This is a genomic window from Bacillus sp. Brlt_9, from assembly GCF_051948935.1.
In the GTDB taxonomy this organism is placed as follows: Bacteria; Bacillota; Bacilli; order Bacillales; family Bacillaceae_G; genus Bacillus_A.
Genome location: NZ_JAYJLO010000016.1, coordinates 33,332 through 58,075, shown reverse-complemented (window position 1 = coordinate 58,075; position 24,744 = coordinate 33,332). Strand labels below are relative to the sequence as shown.

Annotated in this window: 25 protein-coding genes and 2 other annotated features; all 25 genes read left to right on the top strand. The window is 38.0% G+C overall.

The window, feature by feature from the left end; genetic code table 11:
• Nucleotides 1-204 precede the first annotated feature (204 nt).
• The 25 genes from ctsR to rpoB all read left to right on the top strand — a co-directional run bounded on the left by ctsR (nucleotide 205) and on the right by rpoB (nucleotide 24,715).
• Nucleotides 205-666: a transcriptional regulator CtsR gene (ctsR, locus tag VF726_RS29875; RefSeq protein WP_048526354.1), complete on the top strand. Its 462-nt coding sequence runs from the start codon at nucleotides 205-207 to the stop codon at nucleotides 664-666.
• A gap of 173 nt (nucleotides 667-839) precedes the next feature.
• On the top strand, nucleotides 840-1,388 hold the full coding sequence (locus tag VF726_RS29870) for a UvrB/UvrC motif-containing protein (RefSeq protein ID WP_440173848.1): 549 nt from the start codon (nucleotides 840-842) through the stop codon (nucleotides 1,386-1,388).
• A 4-nt stretch (nucleotides 1,389-1,392) separates the two neighbouring features.
• Nucleotides 1,393-2,457, top strand: coding sequence for a protein arginine kinase (locus VF726_RS29865; RefSeq protein WP_440173846.1), 1,065 nt, complete (start codon nucleotides 1,393-1,395; stop codon nucleotides 2,455-2,457).
• 22 nt (nucleotides 2,458-2,479) lie between these two features.
• Nucleotides 2,480-4,915: an ATP-dependent protease ATP-binding subunit ClpC gene (gene clpC, locus VF726_RS29860; protein WP_000971179.1), complete on the top strand. Its 2,436-nt coding sequence runs from the start codon at nucleotides 2,480-2,482 to the stop codon at nucleotides 4,913-4,915.
• Between the two features lie 96 nt (nucleotides 4,916-5,011).
• Complete coding sequence (radA, locus tag VF726_RS29855; RefSeq protein ID WP_001085207.1) at nucleotides 5,012-6,388, top strand: DNA repair protein RadA; 1,377 nt, start codon at nucleotides 5,012-5,014, stop codon at nucleotides 6,386-6,388.
• A 3-nt stretch (nucleotides 6,389-6,391) separates the two neighbouring features.
• Complete coding sequence (gene disA, locus VF726_RS29850) at nucleotides 6,392-7,465, top strand: DNA integrity scanning diadenylate cyclase DisA (protein WP_000392167.1); 1,074 nt, start codon at nucleotides 6,392-6,394, stop codon at nucleotides 7,463-7,465.
• Nucleotides 7,466-7,625: 160 nt separating this feature from the next.
• Nucleotides 7,626-8,735: a PIN/TRAM domain-containing protein gene (locus tag VF726_RS29845; RefSeq protein WP_048526358.1), complete on the top strand. Its 1,110-nt coding sequence runs from the start codon at nucleotides 7,626-7,628 to the stop codon at nucleotides 8,733-8,735.
• Nucleotides 8,736-8,751: 16 nt separating this feature from the next.
• Nucleotides 8,752-9,432, top strand: a complete 681-nt coding sequence (gene ispD, locus VF726_RS29840) for a 2-C-methyl-D-erythritol 4-phosphate cytidylyltransferase (RefSeq protein WP_440173843.1) — start codon at nucleotides 8,752-8,754, stop codon at nucleotides 9,430-9,432.
• Between the two features lie 115 nt (nucleotides 9,433-9,547).
• Nucleotides 9,548-10,024 (top strand): 2-C-methyl-D-erythritol 2,4-cyclodiphosphate synthase, encoded by a 477-nt coding sequence (ispF, locus tag VF726_RS29835; protein ID WP_048526360.1) that lies wholly within the window; start codon nucleotides 9,548-9,550, stop codon nucleotides 10,022-10,024.
• Between the two features lie 89 nt (nucleotides 10,025-10,113).
• A complete protein-coding gene (gene gltX / locus VF726_RS29830; protein ID WP_048526361.1) occupies nucleotides 10,114-11,571 on the top strand; it encodes a glutamate--tRNA ligase in 1,458 nt (485 codons plus the stop codon).
• A gap of 47 nt (nucleotides 11,572-11,618) precedes the next feature.
• Nucleotides 11,619-11,864: a binding site (T-box leader), on the top strand.
• A 138-nt stretch (nucleotides 11,865-12,002) separates the two neighbouring features.
• Nucleotides 12,003-12,668: a serine O-acetyltransferase gene (gene cysE / locus VF726_RS29825; RefSeq protein WP_000476500.1), complete on the top strand. Its 666-nt coding sequence runs from the start codon at nucleotides 12,003-12,005 to the stop codon at nucleotides 12,666-12,668.
• Nucleotides 12,649-14,046, top strand: coding sequence for a cysteine--tRNA ligase (gene cysS / locus VF726_RS29820; protein ID WP_016089674.1), 1,398 nt, complete (start codon nucleotides 12,649-12,651; stop codon nucleotides 14,044-14,046). Before cysE ends, cysS begins: the two co-directional genes overlap by 20 nt.
• Before the next feature lie 2 nt (nucleotides 14,047-14,048).
• Complete coding sequence (locus VF726_RS29815) at nucleotides 14,049-14,456, top strand: Mini-ribonuclease 3 (protein WP_000564261.1); 408 nt, start codon at nucleotides 14,049-14,051, stop codon at nucleotides 14,454-14,456.
• Nucleotides 14,453-15,196: a 23S rRNA (guanosine(2251)-2'-O)-methyltransferase RlmB gene (gene rlmB, locus VF726_RS29810; RefSeq protein WP_000093759.1), complete on the top strand. Its 744-nt coding sequence runs from the start codon at nucleotides 14,453-14,455 to the stop codon at nucleotides 15,194-15,196. Before VF726_RS29815 ends, rlmB begins: the two co-directional genes overlap by 4 nt.
• 3 nt (nucleotides 15,197-15,199) lie before the next feature.
• Nucleotides 15,200-15,712 carry an NYN domain-containing protein gene (locus VF726_RS29805; RefSeq protein ID WP_000997883.1) on the top strand — a complete coding sequence of 171 codons (513 nt, stop codon included), beginning with the start codon at nucleotides 15,200-15,202 and terminating at the stop codon, nucleotides 15,710-15,712.
• Between the two features lie 67 nt (nucleotides 15,713-15,779).
• Nucleotides 15,780-16,439 carry an RNA polymerase sporulation sigma factor SigH gene (locus VF726_RS29800; RefSeq protein WP_000387198.1) on the top strand — a complete coding sequence of 220 codons (660 nt, stop codon included), beginning with the start codon at nucleotides 15,780-15,782 and terminating at the stop codon, nucleotides 16,437-16,439.
• Nucleotides 16,440-16,567: 128 nt separating this feature from the next.
• Nucleotides 16,568-16,714 (top strand): 50S ribosomal protein L33, encoded by a 147-nt coding sequence (gene rpmG / locus VF726_RS29795; protein WP_002070160.1) that lies wholly within the window; start codon nucleotides 16,568-16,570, stop codon nucleotides 16,712-16,714.
• A gap of 32 nt (nucleotides 16,715-16,746) precedes the next feature.
• On the top strand, nucleotides 16,747-16,926 hold the full coding sequence (secE, locus tag VF726_RS29790) for a preprotein translocase subunit SecE (RefSeq protein WP_001241321.1): 180 nt from the start codon (nucleotides 16,747-16,749) through the stop codon (nucleotides 16,924-16,926).
• A gap of 131 nt (nucleotides 16,927-17,057) precedes the next feature.
• Nucleotides 17,058-17,591: a transcription termination/antitermination protein NusG gene (gene nusG / locus VF726_RS29785; RefSeq protein ID WP_000415794.1), complete on the top strand. Its 534-nt coding sequence runs from the start codon at nucleotides 17,058-17,060 to the stop codon at nucleotides 17,589-17,591.
• Nucleotides 17,592-17,758: 167 nt separating this feature from the next.
• Nucleotides 17,759-18,184 carry a 50S ribosomal protein L11 gene (gene rplK / locus VF726_RS29780; protein ID WP_001085872.1) on the top strand — a complete coding sequence of 142 codons (426 nt, stop codon included), beginning with the start codon at nucleotides 17,759-17,761 and terminating at the stop codon, nucleotides 18,182-18,184.
• 176 nt (nucleotides 18,185-18,360) lie between these two features.
• Nucleotides 18,361-19,053, top strand: a complete 693-nt coding sequence (rplA, locus tag VF726_RS29775) for a 50S ribosomal protein L1 (RefSeq protein WP_002020168.1) — start codon at nucleotides 18,361-18,363, stop codon at nucleotides 19,051-19,053.
• Nucleotides 19,054-19,102: 49 nt separating this feature from the next.
• Nucleotides 19,103-19,246 (top strand) — a sequence feature (ribosomal protein L10 leader region).
• 39 nt (nucleotides 19,247-19,285) lie between these two features.
• A complete protein-coding gene (gene rplJ, locus VF726_RS29770; RefSeq protein ID WP_000048716.1) occupies nucleotides 19,286-19,786 on the top strand; it encodes a 50S ribosomal protein L10 in 501 nt (166 codons plus the stop codon).
• Between the two features lie 67 nt (nucleotides 19,787-19,853).
• Nucleotides 19,854-20,213, top strand: a complete 360-nt coding sequence (gene rplL / locus VF726_RS29765) for a 50S ribosomal protein L7/L12 (protein WP_000159736.1) — start codon at nucleotides 19,854-19,856, stop codon at nucleotides 20,211-20,213.
• 76 nt (nucleotides 20,214-20,289) lie between these two features.
• Nucleotides 20,290-20,889, top strand: a complete 600-nt coding sequence (locus VF726_RS29760; RefSeq protein WP_440173837.1) for a class I SAM-dependent methyltransferase — start codon at nucleotides 20,290-20,292, stop codon at nucleotides 20,887-20,889.
• A 292-nt stretch (nucleotides 20,890-21,181) separates the two neighbouring features.
• Entirely contained in the window at nucleotides 21,182-24,715 is a 3,534-nt protein-coding gene (gene rpoB, locus VF726_RS29755; protein ID WP_440173835.1) for a DNA-directed RNA polymerase subunit beta, read from the top strand.
• The last annotated feature ends 29 nt before the right edge of the window (nucleotides 24,716-24,744 follow it).

Here is a 24,744-nt window from a genome sequence, read left to right as displayed (position 1 = left end):
TTAAACACGAGTCGAATGACTCGTGTTTTTTCGTATTTTCTTTTATAATCCATAGTAATAAAAAATGTGTTTAAATAATTATTATTTTGATTAAATACAGGGGAATGTGGCTAGGATAGTGAATAAGCAAAAGAGTTGCAAATTTTATTAATACGTATATAATTAAAGTCAAAGATAGTCAAAGTCAATAAAGGTGGCGGATAAATGAGAAATATATCTGATATCATTGAGAAATATCTAAAGCAAGTTATTGACTTAAGTAATAATAATGTGATTGAAATCAAAAGAAATGAGATTGCGGATCGATTCGAGTGCGTACCATCTCAAATCAATTATGTAATCAATACCCGTTTTACGTTAGAAAGAGGATTCGTAGTAGAAAGTAAACGTGGTGGAGGAGGTTACATTCGCATTATAAAAGTCAAACTGCATGACGATATAGACATTATTGATCAAATGCTTCATATGATTGATCATAGCGTTGCGCAAGGAAATGCAGAGAGTATGATTATACGTTTAATAGAAGAGGGAATCATAACAAATCGTGAAGCTAAGCTTATGTTAAGCGTGCTAGATCGTTCTGTATTATCAATGGATGTTCCTTCTCGAGATGAACTTAGGGCTCGAATATTATGCGCAATGTTAAGAACACTGAAATATAAATAAATACAGCTTTTGTAAAAAAATAACAACTAAAAGATAAGGCAGTTAAATATTGTAGAAGTTTTGAAAAAAGAACACGCACTTTTATTTAAACGAGTAAAGGAAAGTGAACAATCTAGTAATGTATGAAAAGTACTATGAGATAGATCGTTCCTGTTGTAAAGGTGGGGATAGTGATGACTTGTCAAAACTGTAATATAAGACCAGCAACTTTACATTATACAAAAGTAATCAACGAAAAGAAGGCGGAAGTTCATCTTTGTGAGCAATGTGCAGAACAAAGTGGCTATACGTCTTTCTTTCAATCATCGCAGTCTAACTTTTCATTCCATGATTTATTTGCTGGGTTATTACACGGTGAATCAACAATGTTTGAAGAAGGAAAAAACGAATTTTCGAATACAAGTATATTACGGTGTCCAGATTGTAAGATGACATATGAGCAATTTACAAAGGTTGGACGCTTTGGATGTGCTTCTTGTTACGATACATTTAAGGAACATTTAAAGCCATTATTAAAACGTCTTCACGGCGGGCATACAGATCATTGTGGAAAAATTCCGGAGCGTATAGAAGGAAATATCCACTTAAAGAAAGAATTAGATGAACTAAAACTCATTCTGAAACAATATGTGCAGAAAGAGGAATTTGAGAAAGCTGCTGAAATAAGAGATAAAATTCGAGGTCTTGAAAATCAGCTGAGTGAGCATAGAGAGGGGGAATAGTTCTATGTCACTGGACAAAATTATGAATGAAGCGATTAGTCCATGGATGAAGGGGGATGGCCCTGATTCTGATATTGTTTTAAGTAGTCGAATTCGTTTGGCTCGTAATTTTAAAAAATATCAATTCTCTACCATGCAAAACGAAGAAGAAGCTAAACAGATTCATGAGTTATTTAAAAAGGAATTTATAAATAAAACGGTAGAACCCTTTGGAGAGTTTGAACTATTAAAAATGAATGAATTAACACCTCTTCAAAGGAGAGTATTAGTTGAAAAGCATTTAATTAGTCCTAACCTTGCTGGAACAGAGTACGGAGCATGTCTATTGTCAGAAAGTGAACATATTAGTGTTATGTTGAATGAAGAAGACCATATTCGGATTCAGTGCTTATTTTCAGGATTGCAGTTATCAGAGGCTCTTCAAAGTGCCAATCAAATAGATAATTGGATAGAGAAAGAGGTTGAATATGCTTTTGATGAATCACTTGGATATATTACGAGTTGTCCTACCAACGTTGGTACAGGACTTAGGGCTTCTGTAATGATTCATTTACCGGGACTCGTCTTAACGAAAAGAATTAGTCGTATCATACAAGTAATTCAAAAATTAGGGTTAGTAGTAAGAGGAATATACGGTGAGGGTAGCGAAGCGTTAGGTAATATATTTCAAGTGTCAAATCAAATGACACTAGGAAAATCTGAAGAAGATATTATTGCAGATTTAAAGGGTGTCATTCAACAAATTATACAGCAAGAAAAAATGGCTAGAGAATTAATTGTACAAAATTCAAGTATTGAGCTTGAAGACAAAGTTTATCGCTCTTATGGCATACTAGCAAACAGTCGGTTAATTCAATCTGCAGAAGCGGCCACTTGCTTATCAGATGTACGACTTGGTATTGATTTAGGATATATAAAAGGTGTATCGAGAAATATTTTGACTGAGCTAATGGTTCTTACACAACCGGGCATTTTACAACAATATGCGGGAGGGCCTTTAGGACCAGAAGAAAGAGATTATCGAAGAGCAACCTTAATCCGTGAGCGATTACGTATTGAAAAAAACTAAGCGCAAGTAGGAGGCGATTTCTATGATGTTTGGAAGATTTACAGAAAGAGCACAGAAAGTATTAGCTTTATCTCAAGAGGAAGCAATTCGCATTGGGCATAATAATATTGGAACAGAACATATTTTACTTGGGCTTGTACGCGAAGGAGAAGGAATTGCAGCAAAAGCGTTAATTGCTCTTGGATTAAGTCCAGAGAAAGTTCAAAAAGAGGTAGAAGCGTTAATTGGGCGCGGAACAGAAGCTTCTCAAACGGTACATTATACACCGCGTGCTAAAAAGGTTATTGAGTTGTCTATGGATGAAGCTCGTAAGTTAGGTCATTCTTACGTTGGAACAGAACATATCCTACTCGGTTTAATCCGTGAGGGTGAAGGTGTAGCAGCACGTGTTTTAAATAACTTAGGTGTTAGCCTAAATAAGGCAAGACAACAAGTATTGCAACTGCTTGGAAGTAATGAAGCAAGTTCAGGTCACCAAGGCGGTTCTTCAACAAATGCAAATACACCAACACTTGATAGCTTAGCGCGTGATTTAACGGTTGTTGCACGTGAAAATCGCTTAGATCCTGTTATTGGGCGTGGTAAAGAAATTCAACGTGTAATTGAAGTTTTAAGCCGTAGAACAAAAAATAATCCCGTGTTAATTGGAGAGCCTGGTGTAGGTAAAACGGCAATCGCAGAAGGATTAGCACAACAAATCGTAAATAATGAAGTTCCTGAAACTTTAAGAGATAAGCGCGTTATGACACTAGATATGGGTACAGTGGTAGCTGGAACGAAATATCGTGGTGAATTTGAAGATCGTTTGAAGAAAGTAATGGATGAAATTCGCCAAGCAGGAAATATCATTCTATTTATTGATGAACTTCATACTTTAATTGGTGCAGGTGGAGCAGAAGGTGCTATTGATGCATCGAACATTTTAAAACCATCTTTAGCACGCGGAGAGTTACAATGTATTGGGGCGACAACGTTAGACGAATATCGTAAATATATTGAAAAAGACGCGGCTTTAGAGAGACGTTTCCAACCAATTCACGTTGATGAGCCAAGTTTAGATGAATCAACTCAAATCTTGAAAGGTTTACGTGATCGTTATGAGGCGCATCACCGCGTGTCTATTACAGATGATGCAATTGATGCGGCTGTAAAGCTTTCAGATCGTTATATTACAGATCGTTTCTTACCAGATAAAGCAATTGATCTAATTGATGAAGCTGCTTCAAAGGTTCGTTTACGCTCTTATACAACACCACCAAATCTAAAAGAGCTTGAAGTGAAGCTTGAGGAAATTAGAAAAGAAAAAGATGCAGCTGTACAAAGTCAAGAATTTGAAAAAGCTGCTTCCTTACGTGATATGGAACAACGCTTACGTGAGAAGTTAGAAGATACGAAGCGTCAATGGAAAGAGCAACAAGGAAAAGAAAACTCAGAAGTGACAGTAGAAGATATTGCAAATGTCGTTTCTACGTGGACTCGTATTCCGGTTTCTAAGCTTGCACAAACAGAGACTGATAAATTATTAAACTTAGAATCGATTCTTCACGATCGTGTTATTGGTCAAGATGAAGCGGTAGTAGCTGTAGCGAAAGCTGTTCGTCGTGCTAGAGCAGGATTGAAAGATCCGAAACGTCCGATTGGTTCATTTATTTTCTTAGGACCAACAGGTGTAGGTAAAACAGAGCTAGCAAGAGCGTTAGCAGAATCTATGTTCGGTGATGAGGATGCAATGATTCGCATCGATATGTCTGAGTACATGGAGAAGCATTCTACTTCTCGTTTAGTTGGATCTCCTCCAGGATATGTTGGATATGAAGAAGGTGGACAATTAACAGAAAAGGTTCGCCGTAAGCCATATTCAGTTGTCTTATTAGATGAAGTAGAGAAAGCTCATCCTGATGTGTTTAACATTTTGCTACAAGTATTAGAAGATGGTCGCTTAACAGATTCTAAAGGGCGTACAGTTGATTTCCGTAATACAATTGTTATTATGACATCTAACGTTGGTGCAGAGGCGTTAAAACGTAATAAACATCTTGGATTTAACGTACAAGATGAGAGCCGCGATTATTCAGATATGAAAGGTAAAGTAATGGATGAACTGAAAAAGGCATTTCGTCCAGAGTTCTTAAACCGTATTGATGAAATTATCGTGTTCCATATGCTTGAGAAAAAACATATTCAAGAGATTGTAACACTTATGGTAAATCAGTTAGTGAACCGCTTAAAAGAGCAAGAAATTGAATTACATTTAACTGAAGGAGCAATTTCAGCTATTGCTGATAAAGGATTTGACCGAGAGTACGGTGCTCGCCCGCTTCGTAGAGCAATTCAGAAGCATGTAGAAGATAGACTATCGGAAGAGCTTTTAAAAGGTGCTATTGAGAAAGGACAAAAAGTTATCTTTGATGTTGAAGGAGAATCATTTGTCATTCATAGTGCTGAAAAGGTAAAATAAGTATAGACAAACTAAGAGGGCTACGAGATAGCCCTCTTTCTTGTACGAGAAGGATAAACTGTTTATAGATGAAAGTGAAGTGAAATATAAAACGATATGGCTAAAAAGAAAACAAAATTCACATGTCAAGAGTGTGGGTATCAGTCACCAAAATATATGGGGAAATGCCCTGGGTGTGGTCAATGGAATACGCTTGTTGAAGAGATGGAACCAGTTGTATCATCAAGGCGCCTTAATTATGCCAATGCAATTCAATCAGAAGTAACAAAACCAAGACGTCTAACAGAAGTAGAAACAAAGTCTGAGGCGCGTATTGAAACAAAATTTCAAGAATTTAACCGCGTGCTTGGTGGCGGGATTGTAGATGGGTCCTTAGTACTTATTGGTGGTGACCCTGGGATTGGAAAATCAACGTTACTATTACAAATATCATCGCAATTAGCAGATTCTTCATATGATGTACTATATATATCGGGTGAAGAATCAGCAAAACAGATTAAACTGCGTGCGGACCGTTTACATGTAAATGGTAGCAATCTATTTGTTGTATCAGAGACGGATTTGCAGCGAATTGCAGCACACATTGAAGAAGTGAATCCAGCTTTTGTTGTTATTGATTCCATCCAAACGATACATTTACCTGAGGTAACGTCAGCACCAGGAAGTGTGGCGCAAGTACGTGAATGTACAGCGGAATTAATGAAACTTGCAAAAACGAAAGGGATCCCTATTTTTATCGTTGGACATGTGACAAAAGAGGGGGCAATTGCAGGACCTCGTATGTTAGAACATATGGTCGATGCAGTTCTTTATTTTGAAGGAGACCGTCATCATACATATCGTATTTTGCGAGCGGTGAAGAATCGTTTTGGTTCCACGAATGAAATGGGTATTTTTGAAATGAAAGAACTTGGCCTTGCGGAAGTATTAAATCCTTCTGAAATTTTCCTTGAGGAAAGACCGGTTGGGGTTGCAGGGTCAACGGTGGTTGCCTCAATGGAAGGAACACGACCAGTTTTAGTAGAAATACAAGCATTAATCTCCCCTACTAGTTTTGGAAACCCTCGAAGAATGGCAACGGGAATTGACCATAACCGTGTATCGCTTATTATGGCGGTGTTAGAAAAAAGAACAGGTTTATTATTGCAAAACCAAGACGCATATTTAAAAGTAGCAGGTGGTCTGAAGTTAGATGAACCAGCAATTGATTTAGCTGTGGCTTTAAGTATAGCTTCAAGTTTTAGAGATAAATCTACGGCACCAACCGATGCAGTAATAGGAGAAGTAGGATTAACTGGAGAAATAAGAAGAGTATCAAGAATTGAACAACGTGTACAAGAAGCAGCTAAATTAGGATTTCAACGCGCTATTATTCCTAGAAAAAATTTAGGAGGATGGACAATTCCTGATGGGATTGAGGTAGTAGGTGTATCCAATTTAGGAGAAGCGCTTCGTTTGACATTAGGAGGCTAGGCTATGGAAGAAAACAAGCAACGTGTCAAAAGTATGATTAATATTTTACAGCTTGTTGCCCCGGGAACACCACTGCGCGAAGGGATAGATAATGTACTTCGCGCACAAACAGGGGGATTAATTGTCCTGGGATATAATGAGCAGATTAAAAGTATTGTTGATGGAGGTTTTCATATTAATTGTGCATTCTCTCCTGCTAGTTTATACGAATTAGCAAAAATGGATGGAGCACTTATTTTAAATGAAACTGGAAGTAAAATTTTAATTGCGAACGCACAGTTAGTTCCAGAGTCATCTATTGACTCTATTGAGACAGGTATGCGCCACCGAACAGCGGAGCGTGTAGCAAAGCAGACAGGTAGCCTTGTAGTGGCTATTTCACAAAGACGTAACGTAATTACGCTATATCAAGGGAATTTACGTTATACACTAAAAGATATAGGTGTTATTTTAACAAAGGCAAACCAAGCTATTCAAACGCTAGAAAAATATAAGGCTGTATGGAATGATGGGATTACGAATTTGGGTATCCTGGAATTTGAAGAAGTCGTTACAATGTCCGAAGTAGTTCATGTTTTACATAGTGTTGAAATGGTACTGCGTATTAAAAATGAAATATTAAGCTATATTCATGAACTAGGAACAGAAGGTAGGTTAATTCGTTTACAGCTTACCGAACTACTAGCTGATTTAGAGGCAGAAGCAGCGTTATTAATTAAAGATTACTATCAAGAAAAAACACAAGACCATCATCAAATTTTGAAAAAATTACAAGATCTTGCGAATACACAACTTCTAGAGGATAGCGATTTAGTTAAATTGCTTGGATACCCTGGACAAACGAGTTTAGAAGAAAGTGTGACGCCGAGAGGATACCGAATCACCAGTAAGATTTCACGCGTTCCACCACTTATCATTGAAAATTTAATTAATCGATTTAAAACTTTGCAAGGTGTTTGTCGGGCAACTATTAATGAATTAGATGATGTGGAAGGAATTGGGGAAGTCAGGGCGAAGAAAATACGAGAAGGTCTAAAAAGAATCCAAGAGCATCTCTATATGAGTAGACACAATTAAGAATATTACATTGATTCCATAATATAACGACACTAGAACACTTTTGGTATATGATATGATATATTGGTAAATAAAACTATTTATAAAAAAACACGTCCGCTTTTGCATTCGGCGTTTTGATTAGCGAAACAATGGTTAATAATGAGTAGGAGGTGGTTGGATGTTAAAACGGATTGTACAGCTCTTCTTTCTAGTAATCGGGGGAGCGTTGGGGATTTACTTAATCCCAAAAGTTATTAATGTATTAGACATCGGTGCCGTTCCTTTATTGGAAGGATCGTATGCTCGTGCAATTATTGGTGCAATTATTTTATTTTTAACAACATTTTGGCTTGTAGATTATATTGTTCAACTTATTAAGCATATTGAAGAGGCTCTTGTAAAGGCGCCTGTAGCAGATGTTTTATTTGGTACATTAGGTTTAATCTCTGGCCTTATTGTTGCATATTTAATTTTAATCCCAATTCGTGAATTTACAATTCCAGTTATTAGTACAGTGTTGCAAGTGTTCTTTACTCTTTTACTTGGGTATTTAGGATTCCAAGTAGGATTTAAAAAGAGGAATGAATTGCTAGGGTTATTTACATTACCACAACGTGGGAAGAAGAAAAATAATAATAGTGAGAATGAAGAAACTGAAACTGAGGTAGAGGAATCTACAACCCACTGGAAAATTCTCGATACGAGTGTAATTATCGATGGACGTATTGCTGATATTTGCCAAACGAAGTTTTTAGAAGGAACAATTGTCATTCCACAATTCGTGTTAGAAGAGCTTCAGCACATTGCCGATTCTTCTGATGCTTTAAAGCGTAATCGTGGTCGCAGAGGATTAGATATTTTAAATCGTATTCAAAAAGAGATGCCGATTCCGGTAGAAATTTATGAAGGCGATTTCGATGATATTCAAGAAGTGGACAGCAAACTTGTAAAGTTGGCGAAAATCACTGGTGGAACGGTAGTAACGAATGATTTCAACTTAAATAAAGTTTCTGAATTACAAGGGGTAACAGTTTTAAACATTAACGATTTAGCTAATGCAATTAAACCTGTTGTACTCCCAGGTGAAGAACTAAGTGTTTATGTTGTAAAAGATGGTAAAGAACAAAATCAAGGTGTTGCATATTTAGATGACGGCACGATGATTGTAGTAGAAGATGGTAGAGAATATGTAGGTTCACAACTCGATGTACTTGTTACGAGTGTGTTACAAACATCGGCAGGTCGTATGATTTTCGCCAAACGTAAATTATTAGAAAAAGCATTATAAGTAGAGGATTATTAATATGTATACATTAATTATTCCAGCAGCTGGTCAAGGAAAACGGATGGGTGCTGGCAAAAATAAGTTGTTCTTACTTATTAATGAAGTACCAATTATTGTGCATACGTTACGTGCTTTTGAAAAGGATAAGGCATGTAAAAATATTATTATGGCAATTAACGAAGAAGAGCGCCCATGTTTTGAAGAGTTAATGCAGAAGTATCCGGTTGAAAAGCCAGTACAATTTATTCAAGGTGGAGCTGAAAGACAAGATAGTGTGTATAACGCGATTCAGCATACGAGTGAGGTTGAGTATGTTCTTGTACATGACGGTGCACGCCCGTTCGTAACGAATAAAGTGATTCAAGATGTATTAACTGCAGCAGAACACCATGGGGCTTCCATTTGTGCAGTGCCAGTGAAAGATACCGTTAAGAAAGTAGAGCAGGGTGTTGTTGTCGAAACGGTAGAAAGATCTCAGCTTAAAGCTGTACAAACACCGCAAGGGTTTGCTGTTTCTCTTTTATTAGAAGCTCATAGAAGCGCGAAGCAGGGCTGTTTCCTTGGTACAGATGATGCAAGTCTTGTAGAACGTATCGGGAAGCAAGTAGGTGTAGTAGAGGGGAGTTACTATAATATTAAAGTGACGACTCCGGAGGATTTACTAATTGCTGAAAGTTTTCTTCACGTTCAAAAGAAATGATAGTAATGATTATAGCGAAGAAAAGCTCGGCAACGGCCGGGCTTTTCTTTATAAGGATAGCGATATAATATAGAATCATAAAGCTCAGTAGTTTAGCTCGAGGAGGATGTAAAGAATGTTTCGAATTGGACAAGGTTTTGATGTGCATGAATTCGCGGAAGGTAGACCGTTAATTATTGGCGGGATTACAATTCCTCATGAGAAAGGATTAATTGGTCACTCTGATGCAGACGTATTGTTACATACGATCGCAGACGCATGTTTAGGTGCAATTGCAGCAGGAGATATCGGAAAACATTTCCCAGATACAGATCCTGCCTTTAAGGATGCTGATTCAGCTGTATTGCTGCAAAAGGTTTGGGAATTTGTGCGTGACCAAGGTTATGAATTAGGGAATTTAGATTGTACAATTATTGCTCAAAAGCCAAAAATGGCACCACATATTGAAAGTATGCGTAAACGCATTAGTGAACTATTAGAAACGTCTATTGATAATATCAATGTAAAGGCAACAACAACAGAAAAATTAGGATTTACAGGTAGAGAAGAAGGAATTGCTTCTCAAGCAGTTGTTTTATTACAGAAAAAATAATGGTTTTTAATTCGTAAGATGGATAATCACATTTGTTTGGTGTACAATTATAGAATGTGTTGACATTAAGAATGGAAGGTGTACCAATTATGGAAAAGCAAGTGAGAGTGCGCTATGCGCCAAGTCCAACAGGACACTTACATATCGGAAATGCGCGTACGGCATTATTTAATTATTTATTTGCTCGTCATCAAGATGGTAAGTTTATTATTCGTATTGAAGATACTGATGTAAAACGTAATGTTGCAGGTGGAGAAGAAAGCCAATTAAAATACTTGAAATGGCTCGGTATGGACTGGGATGAAGGTGTTGATGTTGGTGGTGAATTTGGACCATATCGTCAAACAGAGCGTTTAGATATTTATAAAAAATTATATGAAGATTTATTAGAGCGTGGCTTAGCTTACAAATGTTATATGACAGAAGAAGAGCTAGAAGCAGAACGTGAAGGGCAAATCTCTCGTGGTGAAACACCTCGTTATGCAGGTAACCACCGTGATTTAACTGAAGCGCAAGTGAAAGAATTTGAAGCTGAGGGACGTATTCCAAGTATTCGTTTCCGTGTACCAGCTGACCGTGATTACACATTTAAAGATATTGTAAAAGATGAAGTTGCATTCCATTCAAATGATTTCGGTGATTTCGTTATCGTGAAAAAAGATGGAATTCCAACTTATAACTTTGCAGTAGCAGTAGATGATCACTTAATGGAAATTACACACGTACTTCGTGGTGATGACCATATTTCAAACACGCCAAAACAAATGATGATTTATGAAGCTTTCGGTTGGGATATCCCGCAATTCGGTCATATGACTTTAATTGTAAATGAAAGCCGTAAAAAATTAAGTAAGCGCGATGAATCTATTATTCAATTTATTGAGCAATATAAAGAGCTTGGATATCTTCCAGAAGCAATCTTTAACTTTATTGCATTACTAGGTTGGTCGCCGGTAGGAGAAGAAGAAATCTTCTCTCAAGAAGAGTTTATCAAAATGTTCGATGCAGCTCGTTTATCAAAATCACCTGCATTATTTGATTCTCAAAAACTAAAATGGATGAACAACCAATATATGAAAAAGCAAGATTTAGATACGGTGGTAGAATTAAGCTTACCGCATTTAGTGAAAGCTGGACGTATAGGTGAAACTTTAAGTGAACAAGAACAAGCTTGGATTCGTGATGTAATTGCGTTATATCATGAACAAATGAGCTTTGGAGCTGAAATTGTAGAGCTTTCTGAAATGTTCTTCAAAGATCATGTTGATCATGAGGAAGAAGGACAAGAAGTATTAAAAGGTGAACAAGTACCAGAAGTACTTCGTGCATTTGCTGGTCAAGTAGAAGCGCTAGAAGTGATGGAACCTGCAGCAATTAAGGCGGCTATTAAAGCAGTTCAAAAGGAAACAGGTCATAAAGGTAAAAACTTATTTATGCCAATCCGTGTTGCAACTACTGGTCAAACACATGGACCAGAGCTTCCTAATGCTATTGCACTTCTTGGAAAAGAAAAAGTTTTAAATCGTCTTCAAAAAGTAATTGGTTAACATTTTCTAGGTTTAGAAATATAATAAGTATACTTAAAACCTAATAAGGAAAAGCGACGAGAAGGAGAAGTAGAAAATCAGGCTTTTTACAGAGAGAACCACCTTTAGGCTGGAAGTGGTTTATAAGCGGATTTTTGAAATGCCCCTTCGAGTCTTCTGCTGAACAGCAAATTGTTTTGCGAAACGCCTTAGGGCATAAAGTAAGCAGAAGCGGTGTACACCGTTATCAGAGATGAGTTTGAGGCTTTTTTGGCCTAAACAGAGTGGAACCGCGCTTATAAGGCGTCTCTGTCAATATGACAGAGGCGTCTTTTTTTATACCGTAAAACTGGGTGTGAGTATAAGTTTTATCTACGTGTATAAAGATTTAGGGAGATAAGTAGGGAGTTAGTTCGCTCGAAAAAGCAGCCCATAAAGGGGAGGGAACGTCGATGTTTAAGAGGCTTCGGGAAGATATTGAAGTCGTTTTTGAACAGGATCCAGCGGCAAGAAGTTATTTCGAAGTCATTTTGACTTACTCTGGATTACATGCAGTTTGGGCCCATCGAATTGCACATGCTTTTTATAAAAAGAATTTCTTCTTTATTGCACGTTGGATCTCACAAGTTAGTCGTTTCTTTACTGGCATTGAGATTCACCCAGGAGCAACAATTGGTCGTCGTTTTTTCATAGACCATGGAATGGGGGTTGTAATTGGAGAAACGTGCGAAATTGGTGATAATGTAACGATCTATCAAGGGGTTACATTAGGTGGTACGGGTAAAGAAAAGGGAAAGAGGCACCCTACAATTCAGGATAATGTATTAATTGCAACAGGTGCCAAAGTACTAGGTTCTATTACGGTTGGAGAGAATTCTAAAATTGGAGCAGGATCTGTCGTATTAAAAGAAGTCCCTGCACACTCTACAGTTGTAGGTATACCTGGCCGGGTCGTTATTCAAAATGGAGTAAAGATCGGTCAAGAATTAAATCATTCTGACCTTCCAGACCCAATTTTTGATAAATTAAAGGTTATGGAAGTAGAACTTGATAAATTGAAAAAACAACTTGAAGTAAAGGTAGAAAGGAAGGATAAAAATGACTATTCACATTTATAATACGTTAACACGTCAAAAGGAAGAGTTTACTCCATTAGAAGAAAATAAGGTAAAGATGTATGTATGCGGACCTACAGTTTATAACTACATTCACATTGGGAATGCAAGACCACCTATGGTATTTGATACGGTACGCCGTTATTTAGAATATAAAGGATACGATGTGCAGTATGTATCTAACTTTACAGACGTAGATGATAAATTAATTAAAGCAGCAAATGAGTTAGGTGAAGATGTACCAACAATTGCTGACCGTTTCGTTGAAGCGTACTTTGAGGATGTAACGGCACTAGGTTGCAAACATGCAACGGTTCATCCGCGTGTAACGGAAAATATGGATATTATTATTGAATTTATTCAAGAACTTGTGAATAAAGGATATGCATATGAATCAGAAGGTGATGTGTACTTTAGAACGAAGGAATTCGAAGGATACGGTAAACTATCTCATCAACCAATCGCAGACTTACGTCACGGTGCGCGCATTGAAGTAGGAGAAAAGAAACAAGACCCTCTTGATTTTGCTTTATGGAAAGCGGCGAAAGAAGGAGAAATCTTCTGGGAAAGCCCTTGGGGGAAAGGTCGTCCAGGTTGGCATATCGAATGCTCGGCAATGGCGCGTAAATACTTAGGGGACACAATTGATATTCACGCTGGTGGTCAAGACTTGGCATTTCCTCATCATGAGAATGAAATCGCGCAATCTGAGGCGTTAACAGGAAAAACATTTGCACGTTATTGGATGCACAATGGATATATTAATATTAATAATGAGAAGATGTCTAAGTCACTTGGGAACTTCATTTTAGTTCACGATATCATTAAGCAATATGATCCACAGTTAATTAGATTCTTTATGCTATCAGTACATTACCGTCACCCAATTAATTTCAGTGAAGAGTTATTACAAAGCACAAATAACGGGCTGGAAAGAATTAAAACGGCTTACGGTAACTTGAAACACCGTATGGAAAGTAGTACGGATTTAACAGATCATAATGAGAAATGGTTAGCTGAACTGGAAAAATTCCAGACTGCATTTGAGGAAGCAATGAATGATGACTTCAATACAGCTAATGCAATCACTGAGTTATATAATGTAGCAAATCATGCAAATCAATATTTACTGGAAGAACATACGTCTACAGTAGTAATTGAAGCATACGTAAAACAACTTGAAACATTATTTGATATTTTAGGGTTAGAATTAGCGCAAGAAGAGTTACTCGATGAAGAAATTGAGGCGCTTATTCAAAAACGTATTGAAGCTCGTAAAAATCGTGATTTTGCATTATCAGATCAAATTCGCGATGATTTAAAAGATCGTAATATTATTTTAGAAGATACCGCTCAAGGTACAAGATGGAAAAGAGGATAAGAATGATTGATGCAAAGCAATTAAACAGCTTAGCGTTAGCATATATGGGTGATGCGGTGTATGAACAATATATCCGCTATCACCTACTTCAAAAAGGGAAAGTTCGTCCTAATCAATTACATCGATTAGGGACAAGCTTTGTTTCGGCAAAAGCACAGGCGAAAGTTGTTTATCATTTATTAGAGACAGCATTTTTAACTGAAGAAGAAGAAGCGGTACTAAGAAGAGGGCGTAATGCCAATTCAGGTACTGTTCCGAAAAATACGGATGTACAAACATATCGACATAGTACAGCCTTTGAAGCGTTAATTGGCTATCATCACTTATTAAATAATCGTGAAAGATTAGACGAAATTGTATATAAGGCAATTGCTGTTTTAGAAGAAAAGGAAGGGGGCACATCATCATGAGTAGTGAATATATTATCGGACGTAACCCTGTAATTGAAGCGTTGCGATCAGGAAGAGATATTAATAAAATTTGGATCGCGGAAGGTGCTGCCAAAGGACAAGTACAAATTGTACTAGCACTAGCGAAAGAAAATAAGATTATTTTACAACATGCGCCAAAGAAGAAGTTAGATCAATTAGTTGAGGGGAACCATCAAGGTGTAATTGCTCAAGTGGCTGCATATCAATATGCTGAGTTAGAAGATCTATTTAAAGTAGCAGAGAAGCGTAATGAAGATCCGTTCTTCTTAATTTTAGATGAAATTGAAGACCCGCATAACTTAGGTTCTATTATGCGTACTGCGGATGCAACAGGCGCTCATGGAATTATTATTCCGAAAAGAAGAGCGGTAGGACTTACAGCATCAGTTGCGAAAGCATCTACTGGAGCAATTGAATATATTCCTGTTGCGCGCGTAACGAATTTATCTCGTACAATCGATGAATTAAAAGAGCGTGGACTTTGGATTGCCGGTACAGATGCAAAAGGGAAAACGGATTACCGTAATTTAGATGGTAAAATGCCAATTGGATTAGTAATTGGAAGTGAAGGAAAAGGTATGAGTCGTATTATTGGTGAAAAATGTGATTTCTTAATTACTTTACCGATGGTTGGTAAAGTTACATCCTTAAATGCTTCAGTAGCCGCAAGTTTGTTAATGTATGAGGTATATCGTAAACGTAACGAAATTGGTAAATAAAAAATGAACGATATTTTAATCGTTGACGGTTACAACATTATTGGAGCTTGGGGAGACTTGAAGAAACTACGGGATGTAGATTTGCAATCATCAAGAGATGCACTGATTGATAAGATGGCGGATTACCAAGGTTACACAGGTACAAAGGTAATGATAGTCTTCGATGCGTATACAGTCCACGGTATTGAAAAAAAGATGAAGCAATCGCGTGTGGAAGTTATATTCACGAGGAAGAATCAAACTGCAGATGAAAAGATAGAGCAGCTTGCGATCGAGCTTAGAAATATAAATACGCAAATATATGTTGCAACTTCTGATTATACGGAACAATGGGTTATATTTGCACAAGGTGCTCTTCGGAAATCTGCACGTGAGTTAGAGTTAGAAGTACAAGCGATGGAGCAACAGGTAAGAAGACGTACACAAGACACAAAAGAGAAGCAACCCGCTATGCGAAAGATATTTAGTAAAGATATTACAGAAAAATTAGAAAAATTAAGAAGAGGAGAGCGTTGAAGCATTGACGCTCTTTGTCTTTTTACTGTATAATATTGCTAAATAAATAGCGGTCGGAGGGATCAAGGTGGAAGCAGGCTTCGTAAGTGTAGGCGACGTTACATTTCGTGATTTAGAAGATGAGGCAATCGTTGAGTTAGTTCGAAAAGGTAATACTGACGCTCTAGAATATTTGATTCACAAATATAAGAACTTTGTTCGCGCGAAATCGAGATCTTATTTCTTAGTGGGTGCCGATCGAGAAGATATTGTTCAAGAAGGTATGATTGGGTTGTTTAAAGCGATTCGTGATTATAAAGAGGACAAGTTGTCTTCATTCAAAGCATTTGCTGAACTGTGTATCACTCGACAAATTATTACCGCTATTAAAACAGCAACCAGGCAAAAACATATTCCATTAAATTCGTATGTGTCTTTAGATAAACCGATTTATGATGAGGAATCTGATCGGACGTTATTAGATGTTATTTCGGAAGCGAAGGTAACTGATCCTGAAGAAATGATTATAAGTCAGGAAGAATATACAGACATAGAATCTAAAATATCTGAATTATTAAGCGATTTAGAAAGAAAAGTGCTTTCTTTATATCTAGATGGTCGTTCTTATCAAGAGATTTCGGAACAGTTAAATAGACATGTGAAATCTATTGATAATGCTTTACAGAGGGTGAAGCGGAAATTGGAACGATATATGGAAATGAGAGAGAGTACCACTTTAAATTCATAACAAGTGCTACAGGTGTACAAAATCACCTGTTTTCTTTTTGTGGAGAGTACAAAAGGCATGACATTGACATTGTCTTTTGTTGTATGATACATTTTTAGGGACATAATGTTACAAGGTTGGTGTAACTAATGAGGAAAAAAGTTGTACTCTCATGTGAAGAGTGTAAAAATCGAAACTACTCTACGATGAAAGATACGAGCTCAGTAGAGCGACTTGAAATAAAGAAATTCTGTAAAACATGCAATCAGCATACAGTTCACAAGGAAACAAAATAAATAATTGAAATAATACACTGGAGGTCCCGTAGATGCGTTTAACGAACTTTTTCGGCGATGTAGGTCGCGAAATGAAAAAAGTAAGTTGGCCTAAAAAAGATGAATTACTCCGTTCAACAGCGACTGTTATTGCTACAGTTGTCTTCTTTGCGATTTTCTTCGCAGTGGTTGATATGGGCATTTCTTCTTTAATTCGGTTAATTCTTGGTTAATTCTTGAATAAGAAGCACTTATCCATGATATAATGTTATTTATAAGAACTGTGTAAAAGCCCGGTGAACGGGTTTTTTCATTTGCGCAAAAAAATGTACGTCAGGGAGGGAAGGACGCTCGTCCTAAATGAATGGAAAAAAGTTGGTATGTTGTCCATACTTATTCTGGATATGAAAATAAAGTAAAAGCAAACCTAGAGAAACGTGTAGAATCAATGGGTATGCAAGATAAAATTTTCCGTGTTGTTGTCCCGGAAGAAGTAGAAGTAGAAATGAAAAACGGTAAAGAAAAATTAATGAAAAGAAAAGTGTTCCCAGGTTATGTATTAGTAGAATTAATCATGACTGATGACTCTTGGTATGTTGTACGTAACACACCAGGTGTAACTGGGTTCGTTGGTTCTTCTGGTTCAGGTTCTAAACCATCACCTCTATTAGAAGAGGAAGTTGTTACCATTATGAAACATATGGGAATGGACAATGAAGTGGTTGATTTCGACTTTGAACTTCATGAGACAGTACGTGTAAATGAGGGACCATTCGCAGATTATACAGGTGCTATCGAAGAAATTGATGTGGAGAAGAAAAAGGTTAGCGTGCTTGTGGACATGTTTGGTCGCGAGACTCCAGTTGAGCTTGACTTCCATCAAATTGAAAAATTATAAAATGAAACTTGAAATGAATTGTAAAAAGTGATAATATCTTTTAAGTCAGTACGTCTTCGTTATCGGAGACGTTTTTTGAAAGATTTTATCCTTACAGATAAAATATGACGTGGGAGGGCAAATCACTGTCCAATTGACCACATCACGGACTTAAGGAGGTGTGTCTCGTGGCTAAAAAGGTAATTAAAATGGTAAAGCTTCAAATTCCTGCAGGTAAAGCTAACCCAGCTCCACCAGTTGGTCCAGCATTAGGACAAGCAGGTGTTAACATCATGGGCTTCTGTAAAGAGTTTAACGCTCGTACAGCTGATCAAGCTGGTCTTATCATCCCTGTTGAAATTACGGTATTTGAGGACCGTTCATTCACTTTCATTACTAAAACTCCTCCTGCTGCTGTTCTTCTTAAGAAAGTAGCTGGTATTGAGTCTGGTTCTGGTGAACCAAACCGTAATAAAGTGGCAACTGTTAAGCGTGATAAAGTACGCGAAATCGCTGAAACTAAAATGCCTGACCTAAACGCTGCTAGCGTAGAAGCTGCAATGCGTATGGTTGAAGGTACTGCACGCAGTATGGGCATCGTTATCGAAGACTAATTCGATTTGTTTTTAAAAAAGGTTGCGGGTCTGGAATTCCAATTCGCAACCTTTATTATCGTAAATGATTATCGTTTTTAAATAAATGGATGGCGCGCATCCTCAGGTTATACCTGAAAATAAGCGTAAACGTGGGAGGTTATTCCGCTAAAACCACATTCGAGGAGGAAATAAAAATGGCTAAAAGAGGTAAAAAGTACGTAGAAGCTGCAAAGCTTGTTGATCGTGCAGCTGCTTACTCTGCAACAGAAGCAGTAGAATTAGTAAAGAAAACAAACACAGCTAAATTTGATGCAACTGTAGAAGCTGCATTCCGTTTAGGTGTTGACCCTAAGAAAGCTGACCAACAAATCCGTGGTGCAGTTGTTCTTCCACACGGTACTGGTAAAGTACAACGTGTATTAGTGTTCGCTAAAGGCGAAAAAGCTAAAGAAGCTGAAGCTGCTGGAGCTGACTTCGTAGGCGATGCTGATTACATCGGTAAAATCCAACAAGGTTGGTTCGATTTCGATGTAGTAGTAGCAACTCCTGACATGATGGGTGAAGTTGGTAAACTTGGTCGCGTATTAGGACCTAAAGGTTTAATGCCAAACCCTAAAACTGGAACAGTTACTTTCGATGTAACTAAAGCTGTTAACGAAATCAAAGCTGGTAAAGTTGAATACCGCGTTGATAAAGCTGGTAACATCCACGTTCCAATCGGTAAAGTATCTTTCGAAGATGCTAAATTAGTAGAAAACTTCAGAACAATTGCTGACACTTTACAAAAAGTTAAGCCAGCTGCTGCAAAAGGTACTTACATGAAGAACGTAACAGTTGCTTCTACAATGGGACCTGGCGTACGTGTAGACGTTTCTACATTAGCGTAAATTTTGGAAGTTGACTTCATAAAGAAGTTTTTATATAATCATTTATGTTGTGAATTTAATTAGTGTACCGTAGACAGTAGGTGTCGATAGACTTAATTTCCTACCTAGGTGTTAATATACGAAACGGAATTTTTTTCTGTGACTATATGCCTCCATGTCTACAAGTTGGGCATGGAGGTTTTTAGTGCACTTTCGGTACATCTTCTATATAATCTACAGGAGGTGTAATAACATGAGCAAAGTAATCGAAACTAAACAACAAGTTGTAACTGAAATCGCGGACAAACTTCGCGCTAGTAAATCTACAATCGTTGTTGACTACCGTGGTTTAACAGTTTCTGAAGCAACAGAATTACGTAAGCAATTACGTGAAGCTGGCGTTGAGTTCAAAGTTTACAAAAACTCTCTAACTCGTCGTGCTGCAGAATCTGCTGAAATGGCTGAGTTAAATGAATTCTTAACAGGACCAAACGCAATCGCGTTCAGTAACGAGGATGTAGTTGCTCCTGCGAAAGTATTAAACGACTTCGCTAAAGATCATGAAGCTTTAGAAATTAAAGCAGGCGTAATCGAAGGTAAACTTGTAACACTTGATGAGGTTAAAGCTATCGCTACTCTTCCATCACGTGAAGGCTTACTTTCTATGCTTCTTAGCGTTCTTCAAGCTCCAATCCGTAACCTTGCACTTGCTACTAAAGCAGTTGCAGACCAAAAGGAAGAGCAAGGCGCTTAATTTTTTAAAAGATAATTACGTATTATCGATAAAACAATACAAACCTATTTAAGGGAGGATATTTACAATGACTAAAGAACAAATCATTGAAGCAGTTAAATCTATGACTGTATTAGAACTTAACGACTTAGTAAAAGCTATCGAGGAAGAATTCGGCGTAACTGCTGCTGCTCCTGTAGCTGTTGCTGGTGGCGCTGGAGAAGCTGCTGCTGAGAAAACTGAATTTGATGTGGAACTAACTAGCGCTGGTGCACAAAAAATCAAAGTTATCAAAGTTGTTCGTGAAATCACTGGTCTTGGCTTAAAAGAAGCTAAAGAATTAGTTGACAACACTCCAAAAGTAATCAAAGAAGCTGCTGCTAAAGAAGAAGCTGAAGAAATCAAAGCTAAACTTGAAGAAGTTGGCGCTGCTGTAGAAGTTAAGTAATTAACTTTTGATGCTTTAAAAAAAGCTCGCTCTCATGCGAGCTTTTTTTTTAACTGTAAAGAAAAGAGGTGGCCATATGGCAGACCATTATTTTTCTAACGACCCTTCTAGTAAAAGTGATCGTAAGCGATGGGAATTTACACTTCGTGGATCTCGATTTACTTTCTTATCTGACCGTGGGGTGTTCTCGAAAAACGAAGTGGACTTTGGTTCTCGTCTTTTAATTGAAGCGTTTCAAGTGCCGGATATTAAAGGTGATATATTAGACGTAGGTTGTGGATACGGACCAATTGGTTTATCGTTGGCGAAAGAGTTTCAGGAGCGTAAAGTTCACATGGTGGATGTGAATGAAAGGGCACTTGAGCTTGCAAAAGAAAATGCCGCTAACAATAGAGTTGGAAATGTACACATTTTTCAAAGTAGCGTCTATGAAAATGTAGATGGTATGTATGCTGCTATTCTATCTAATCCTCCAATTCGTGCAGGTAAAGATATCGTGCATGAGATTTTAGAAAAAGCTGTAGAGCATTTAGTTCCAGGTGGAGAGTTGTGGATTGTTATTCAAAAGAAGCAAGGTGCACCATCTGCGCTGAAAAAACTAGAAGAAGTATTTTCTGAAGTCGAAGTTGTAGAAAAGAAAAAAGGATATTATATCATAAAATCAAAAAAACGTTGACGGTTATTTTTGGCTATGTTAACATTATACAATGCCAATATATGATTTTCTGCGTTGAGAAAGATGTATATTTTTGTTTCTCTTGGAAAAGATAGTAAAATCAGCAGATTATGAAACAGAATGATGGTTTTCTTATAGAAGCCATTTTTCTTTTTTGAGCAGGTAGAAAGACTCAACGTATTTATCTTTAAGAGAAAAAAGACTACGCTAATAGCAGTAGTTGTATTTATTTGTGATTTTGCACAAATTTTTTTGTGCATTTATAATACTCATGATTTGAGGGGTGAAGCAGTTGACAGGTCAACTAGTTCAATACGGACGCCACCGCCAACGAAGAAGTTATGCCCGTATTAGTGAAGTATTAGAGTTACCAAATCTTATCGAAATTCAAACCTCTTCTTATCAGTGGTTTCTTGATGAGGGTTTGCGAGAAATGTTCCAAGACATTTCTCCGATTGAAGACTTTACGGGAAATCTATCGCTTGAATTTATCGACTACAGCTTAGGTGAACCTAAATACTCTGTAGACGAATGCAAAGAGCGTGATGTGACGTATGCAGCACCACTTCGTGTAAAAGTGCGTCTAATCAACAAGGAAACTGGTGAAGTAAAAGAACAAGATGTGTTCATGGGAGATTTCCCACTCATGACAGAGACTGGAACATTCGTAATTAACGGTGCAGAACGTGTTATCGTTTCCCAGTTAGTTCGCTCTCCAAGCGTATACTATAGTGGCAAAGTGGATAAAAACGGAAAACGTGGTTTTACTGCTACTGTAATTCCAAACCGCGGAGCTTGGTTAGAGTATGAGACAGATGCTAAGGATGTTGTATATGTGCGTATTGACCGTACGCGTAAACTTCCTGTAACTGTTTTGTTACGCGCATTAGGGTTTGGCTCTGATCAAGAAATCACCGAGCTTTTAGGTGATAACGAATACTTAAGCAACACATTAGAAAAAGACAACACAGATAGCACAGAAAAAGCATTGCTTGAAATTTATGAGCGTCTACGTCCTGGTGAACCACCAACAGTAGAAAATGCTAAGAGCTTACTTGTGTCTCGTTTCTTCGATCCAAAGCGCTACGATTTAGCAAATGTAGGTCGCTACAAGATCAACAAGAAGTTACACATTAAAAACAGATTGTTTAATCAACGTTTAGCTGAAACATTAGTGGATCCAGAAACTGGTGAAATTTTAGCGGCAGAAGGAACAATCTTAGATCGTCGTACACTTGATCGCATTTTACCTTACTTAGAGAAAAACATTGGATTCAAAACAGCGAAACCAATGGGTGGAGTGGTAGAAGGCGATGTTGAGCTGCAATCTATTAAGATTTATGCTCCTGAGTCAGAAGGCGAGCGCGTAATTAACGTAATTGGTAATGCGAATATTACTCGTGATGTAAAACACATCACACCAGGTGATATCCTTGCTTCTATCAGTTACTTCTTCAACCTACTATACAAAGTAGGGGATACAGATGATATCGACCACTTAGGAAACCGTCGTCTGCGTTCTGTTGGAGAACTATTACAAAATCAATTCCGTATCGGTCTTTCTCGTATGGAACGTGTTGTTCGTGAGAGAATGTCGATCCAAGATACAAATGCAATTACACCACAGGCACTTATTAATATTCGTCCTGTTATTGCATCGATTAAAGAGTTCTTCGGAAGTTCTCAGTTATCTCAGTTCATGGACCAAACAAATCCATTAGCAGAGTTAACTCACAAACGAAGACTATCTGCATTAGGACCTGGTGGTTTAACGCGTGAGCGCGCAGGCTTTGAAGTGCGTGACGTTCATTACTCTCACTATGGTCGTATGTGTCCGATTGAAACACCAGAGGGACCAAACATCGGTTTGATTAACTCATTATCTTCGTTCGCGAAAGTAAATGAGTTTGGTTTCATTGAAACACCATACCGTCGTGTTGACCCAGAAACTGGTCATGTAACAGGGCAGGTTGATTACTTAACGGCAGATGAAGAAGATAACTATGTTGTAGCCCAAGCGAATATGAAATTATCTGATGAAGGTGAATTCCTAAGTGAAGATATCGTAGCTCGTTTCCGTGGTGAAAACATTGTGACAAATAGAGAACGCATCGACTACATGGATGTATCTCCAAAACAAGTAGTGTCGGCAGCGACAGCTTGTATTCCGTTCTTAGAAAACGATGACTCTAACCGCGCACTTATGGGAGCGAACATGCAACGTCAGGCGGTTCCGTTAATGAATCCGGAATCTCCGATTGTAGGTACAGGTATGGAGTACGTATCAGCAAAAGACTCAGGTGCTGCAGTAATCTGTAAACATCCTGGTGTTGTTGAGCGCGTAGAAGCACGTGAAGTTTGGGTACGTCGCTATGTAGAAGTTGACGGTCAAACAGTAAAAGGCGACTTAGATCGCTACAAAATGCAAAAATTCATTCGTTCTAACCAAGGAACTTGTTACAACCAACGTCCAATCGTAAGTGTTGGAAATGAAGTTGTAAAAGGTGAAATCCTTGCGGATGGTCCTTCTATGGAATTAGGTGAACTAGCACTTGGACGTAACGTGCTTGTTGGCTTCATGACTTGGGACGGTTATAACTACGAGGATGCGATCATCATGAGTGAGCGCCTTGTAAAAGATGATGTGTACACTTCTATTCATATTGAAGAATATGAGTCAGAAGCTCGTGATACGAAGCTTGGACCAGAAGAAATTACACGTGACATTCCAAACGTTGGGGAAGACGCATTACGTAACCTTGACGAGCGCGGTATCATTCGCGTTGGTGCAGAAGTAAAAGATGGAGATTTACTTGTTGGTAAAGTAACACCTAAAGGTGTAACAGAATTAACAGCTGAAGAACGTCTATTACATGCTATCTTTGGCGAAAAAGCACGTGAAGTACGTGATACATCACTACGTGTACCACACGGTGGTGGCGGTATTATCTTAGACGTAAAAGTATTCAACCGTGAAGATGGCGATGAATTGCCACCAGGCGTGAATCAACTTGTACGTGCATATATCGTTCAAAAACGTAAAATTTCTGAAGGTGACAAAATGGCCGGACGTCACGGTAACAAAGGTGTTATCTCTCGTATTTTACCAGAAGAAGATATGCCTTACTTACCAGACGGTACGCCAATCGATATCATGTTAAACCCATTAGGGGTACCATCTCGTATGAATATCGGTCAGGTATTAGAGCTTCATCTTGGTATGGCAGCAAGATACCTTGGCATTCACATTGCAACACCAGTATTCGATGGTGCTCGTGAGGAAGATGTTTGGGGCACGATTGAAGAAGCTGGTATGGCAAATGACGCGAAAACAATCCTGTATGACGGACGTACTGGTGAACCATTCGATAACCGCGTATCTGTTGGTGTCATGTATATGATCAAACTTGCGCACATGGTTGACGATAAACTTCATGCTCGTTCTACTGGACCATACTCACTTGTAACGCAGCAGCCTCTTGGAGGTAAAGCTCAGTTCGGTGGACAGCGTTTCGGTGAGATGGAGGTTTGGGCACTTGAAGCTTACGGTGCTGCTTATACTCTTCAAGAAATCTTAACGGTGAAGTCTGATGATGTTGTTGGACGTGTTAAGACGTATGAAGCAATTGTTAAAGGCGAAAATGTTCCAGAACCAGGCGTTCCTGAATCATTCAAAGTATTGATTAAAGAGCTGCAAAGTTTAGGTATGGACGTTAAAATGATGTCTAGCGACGATACAGAAATTGAAATGCGTGATACGGAAGATGACGATGATCATCAATCAGCAGATAAATTGAATGTCGAAGTTGAGACAACTAAGGAATAATTGGGATAACCTGTAGACTAAAAGGGAGG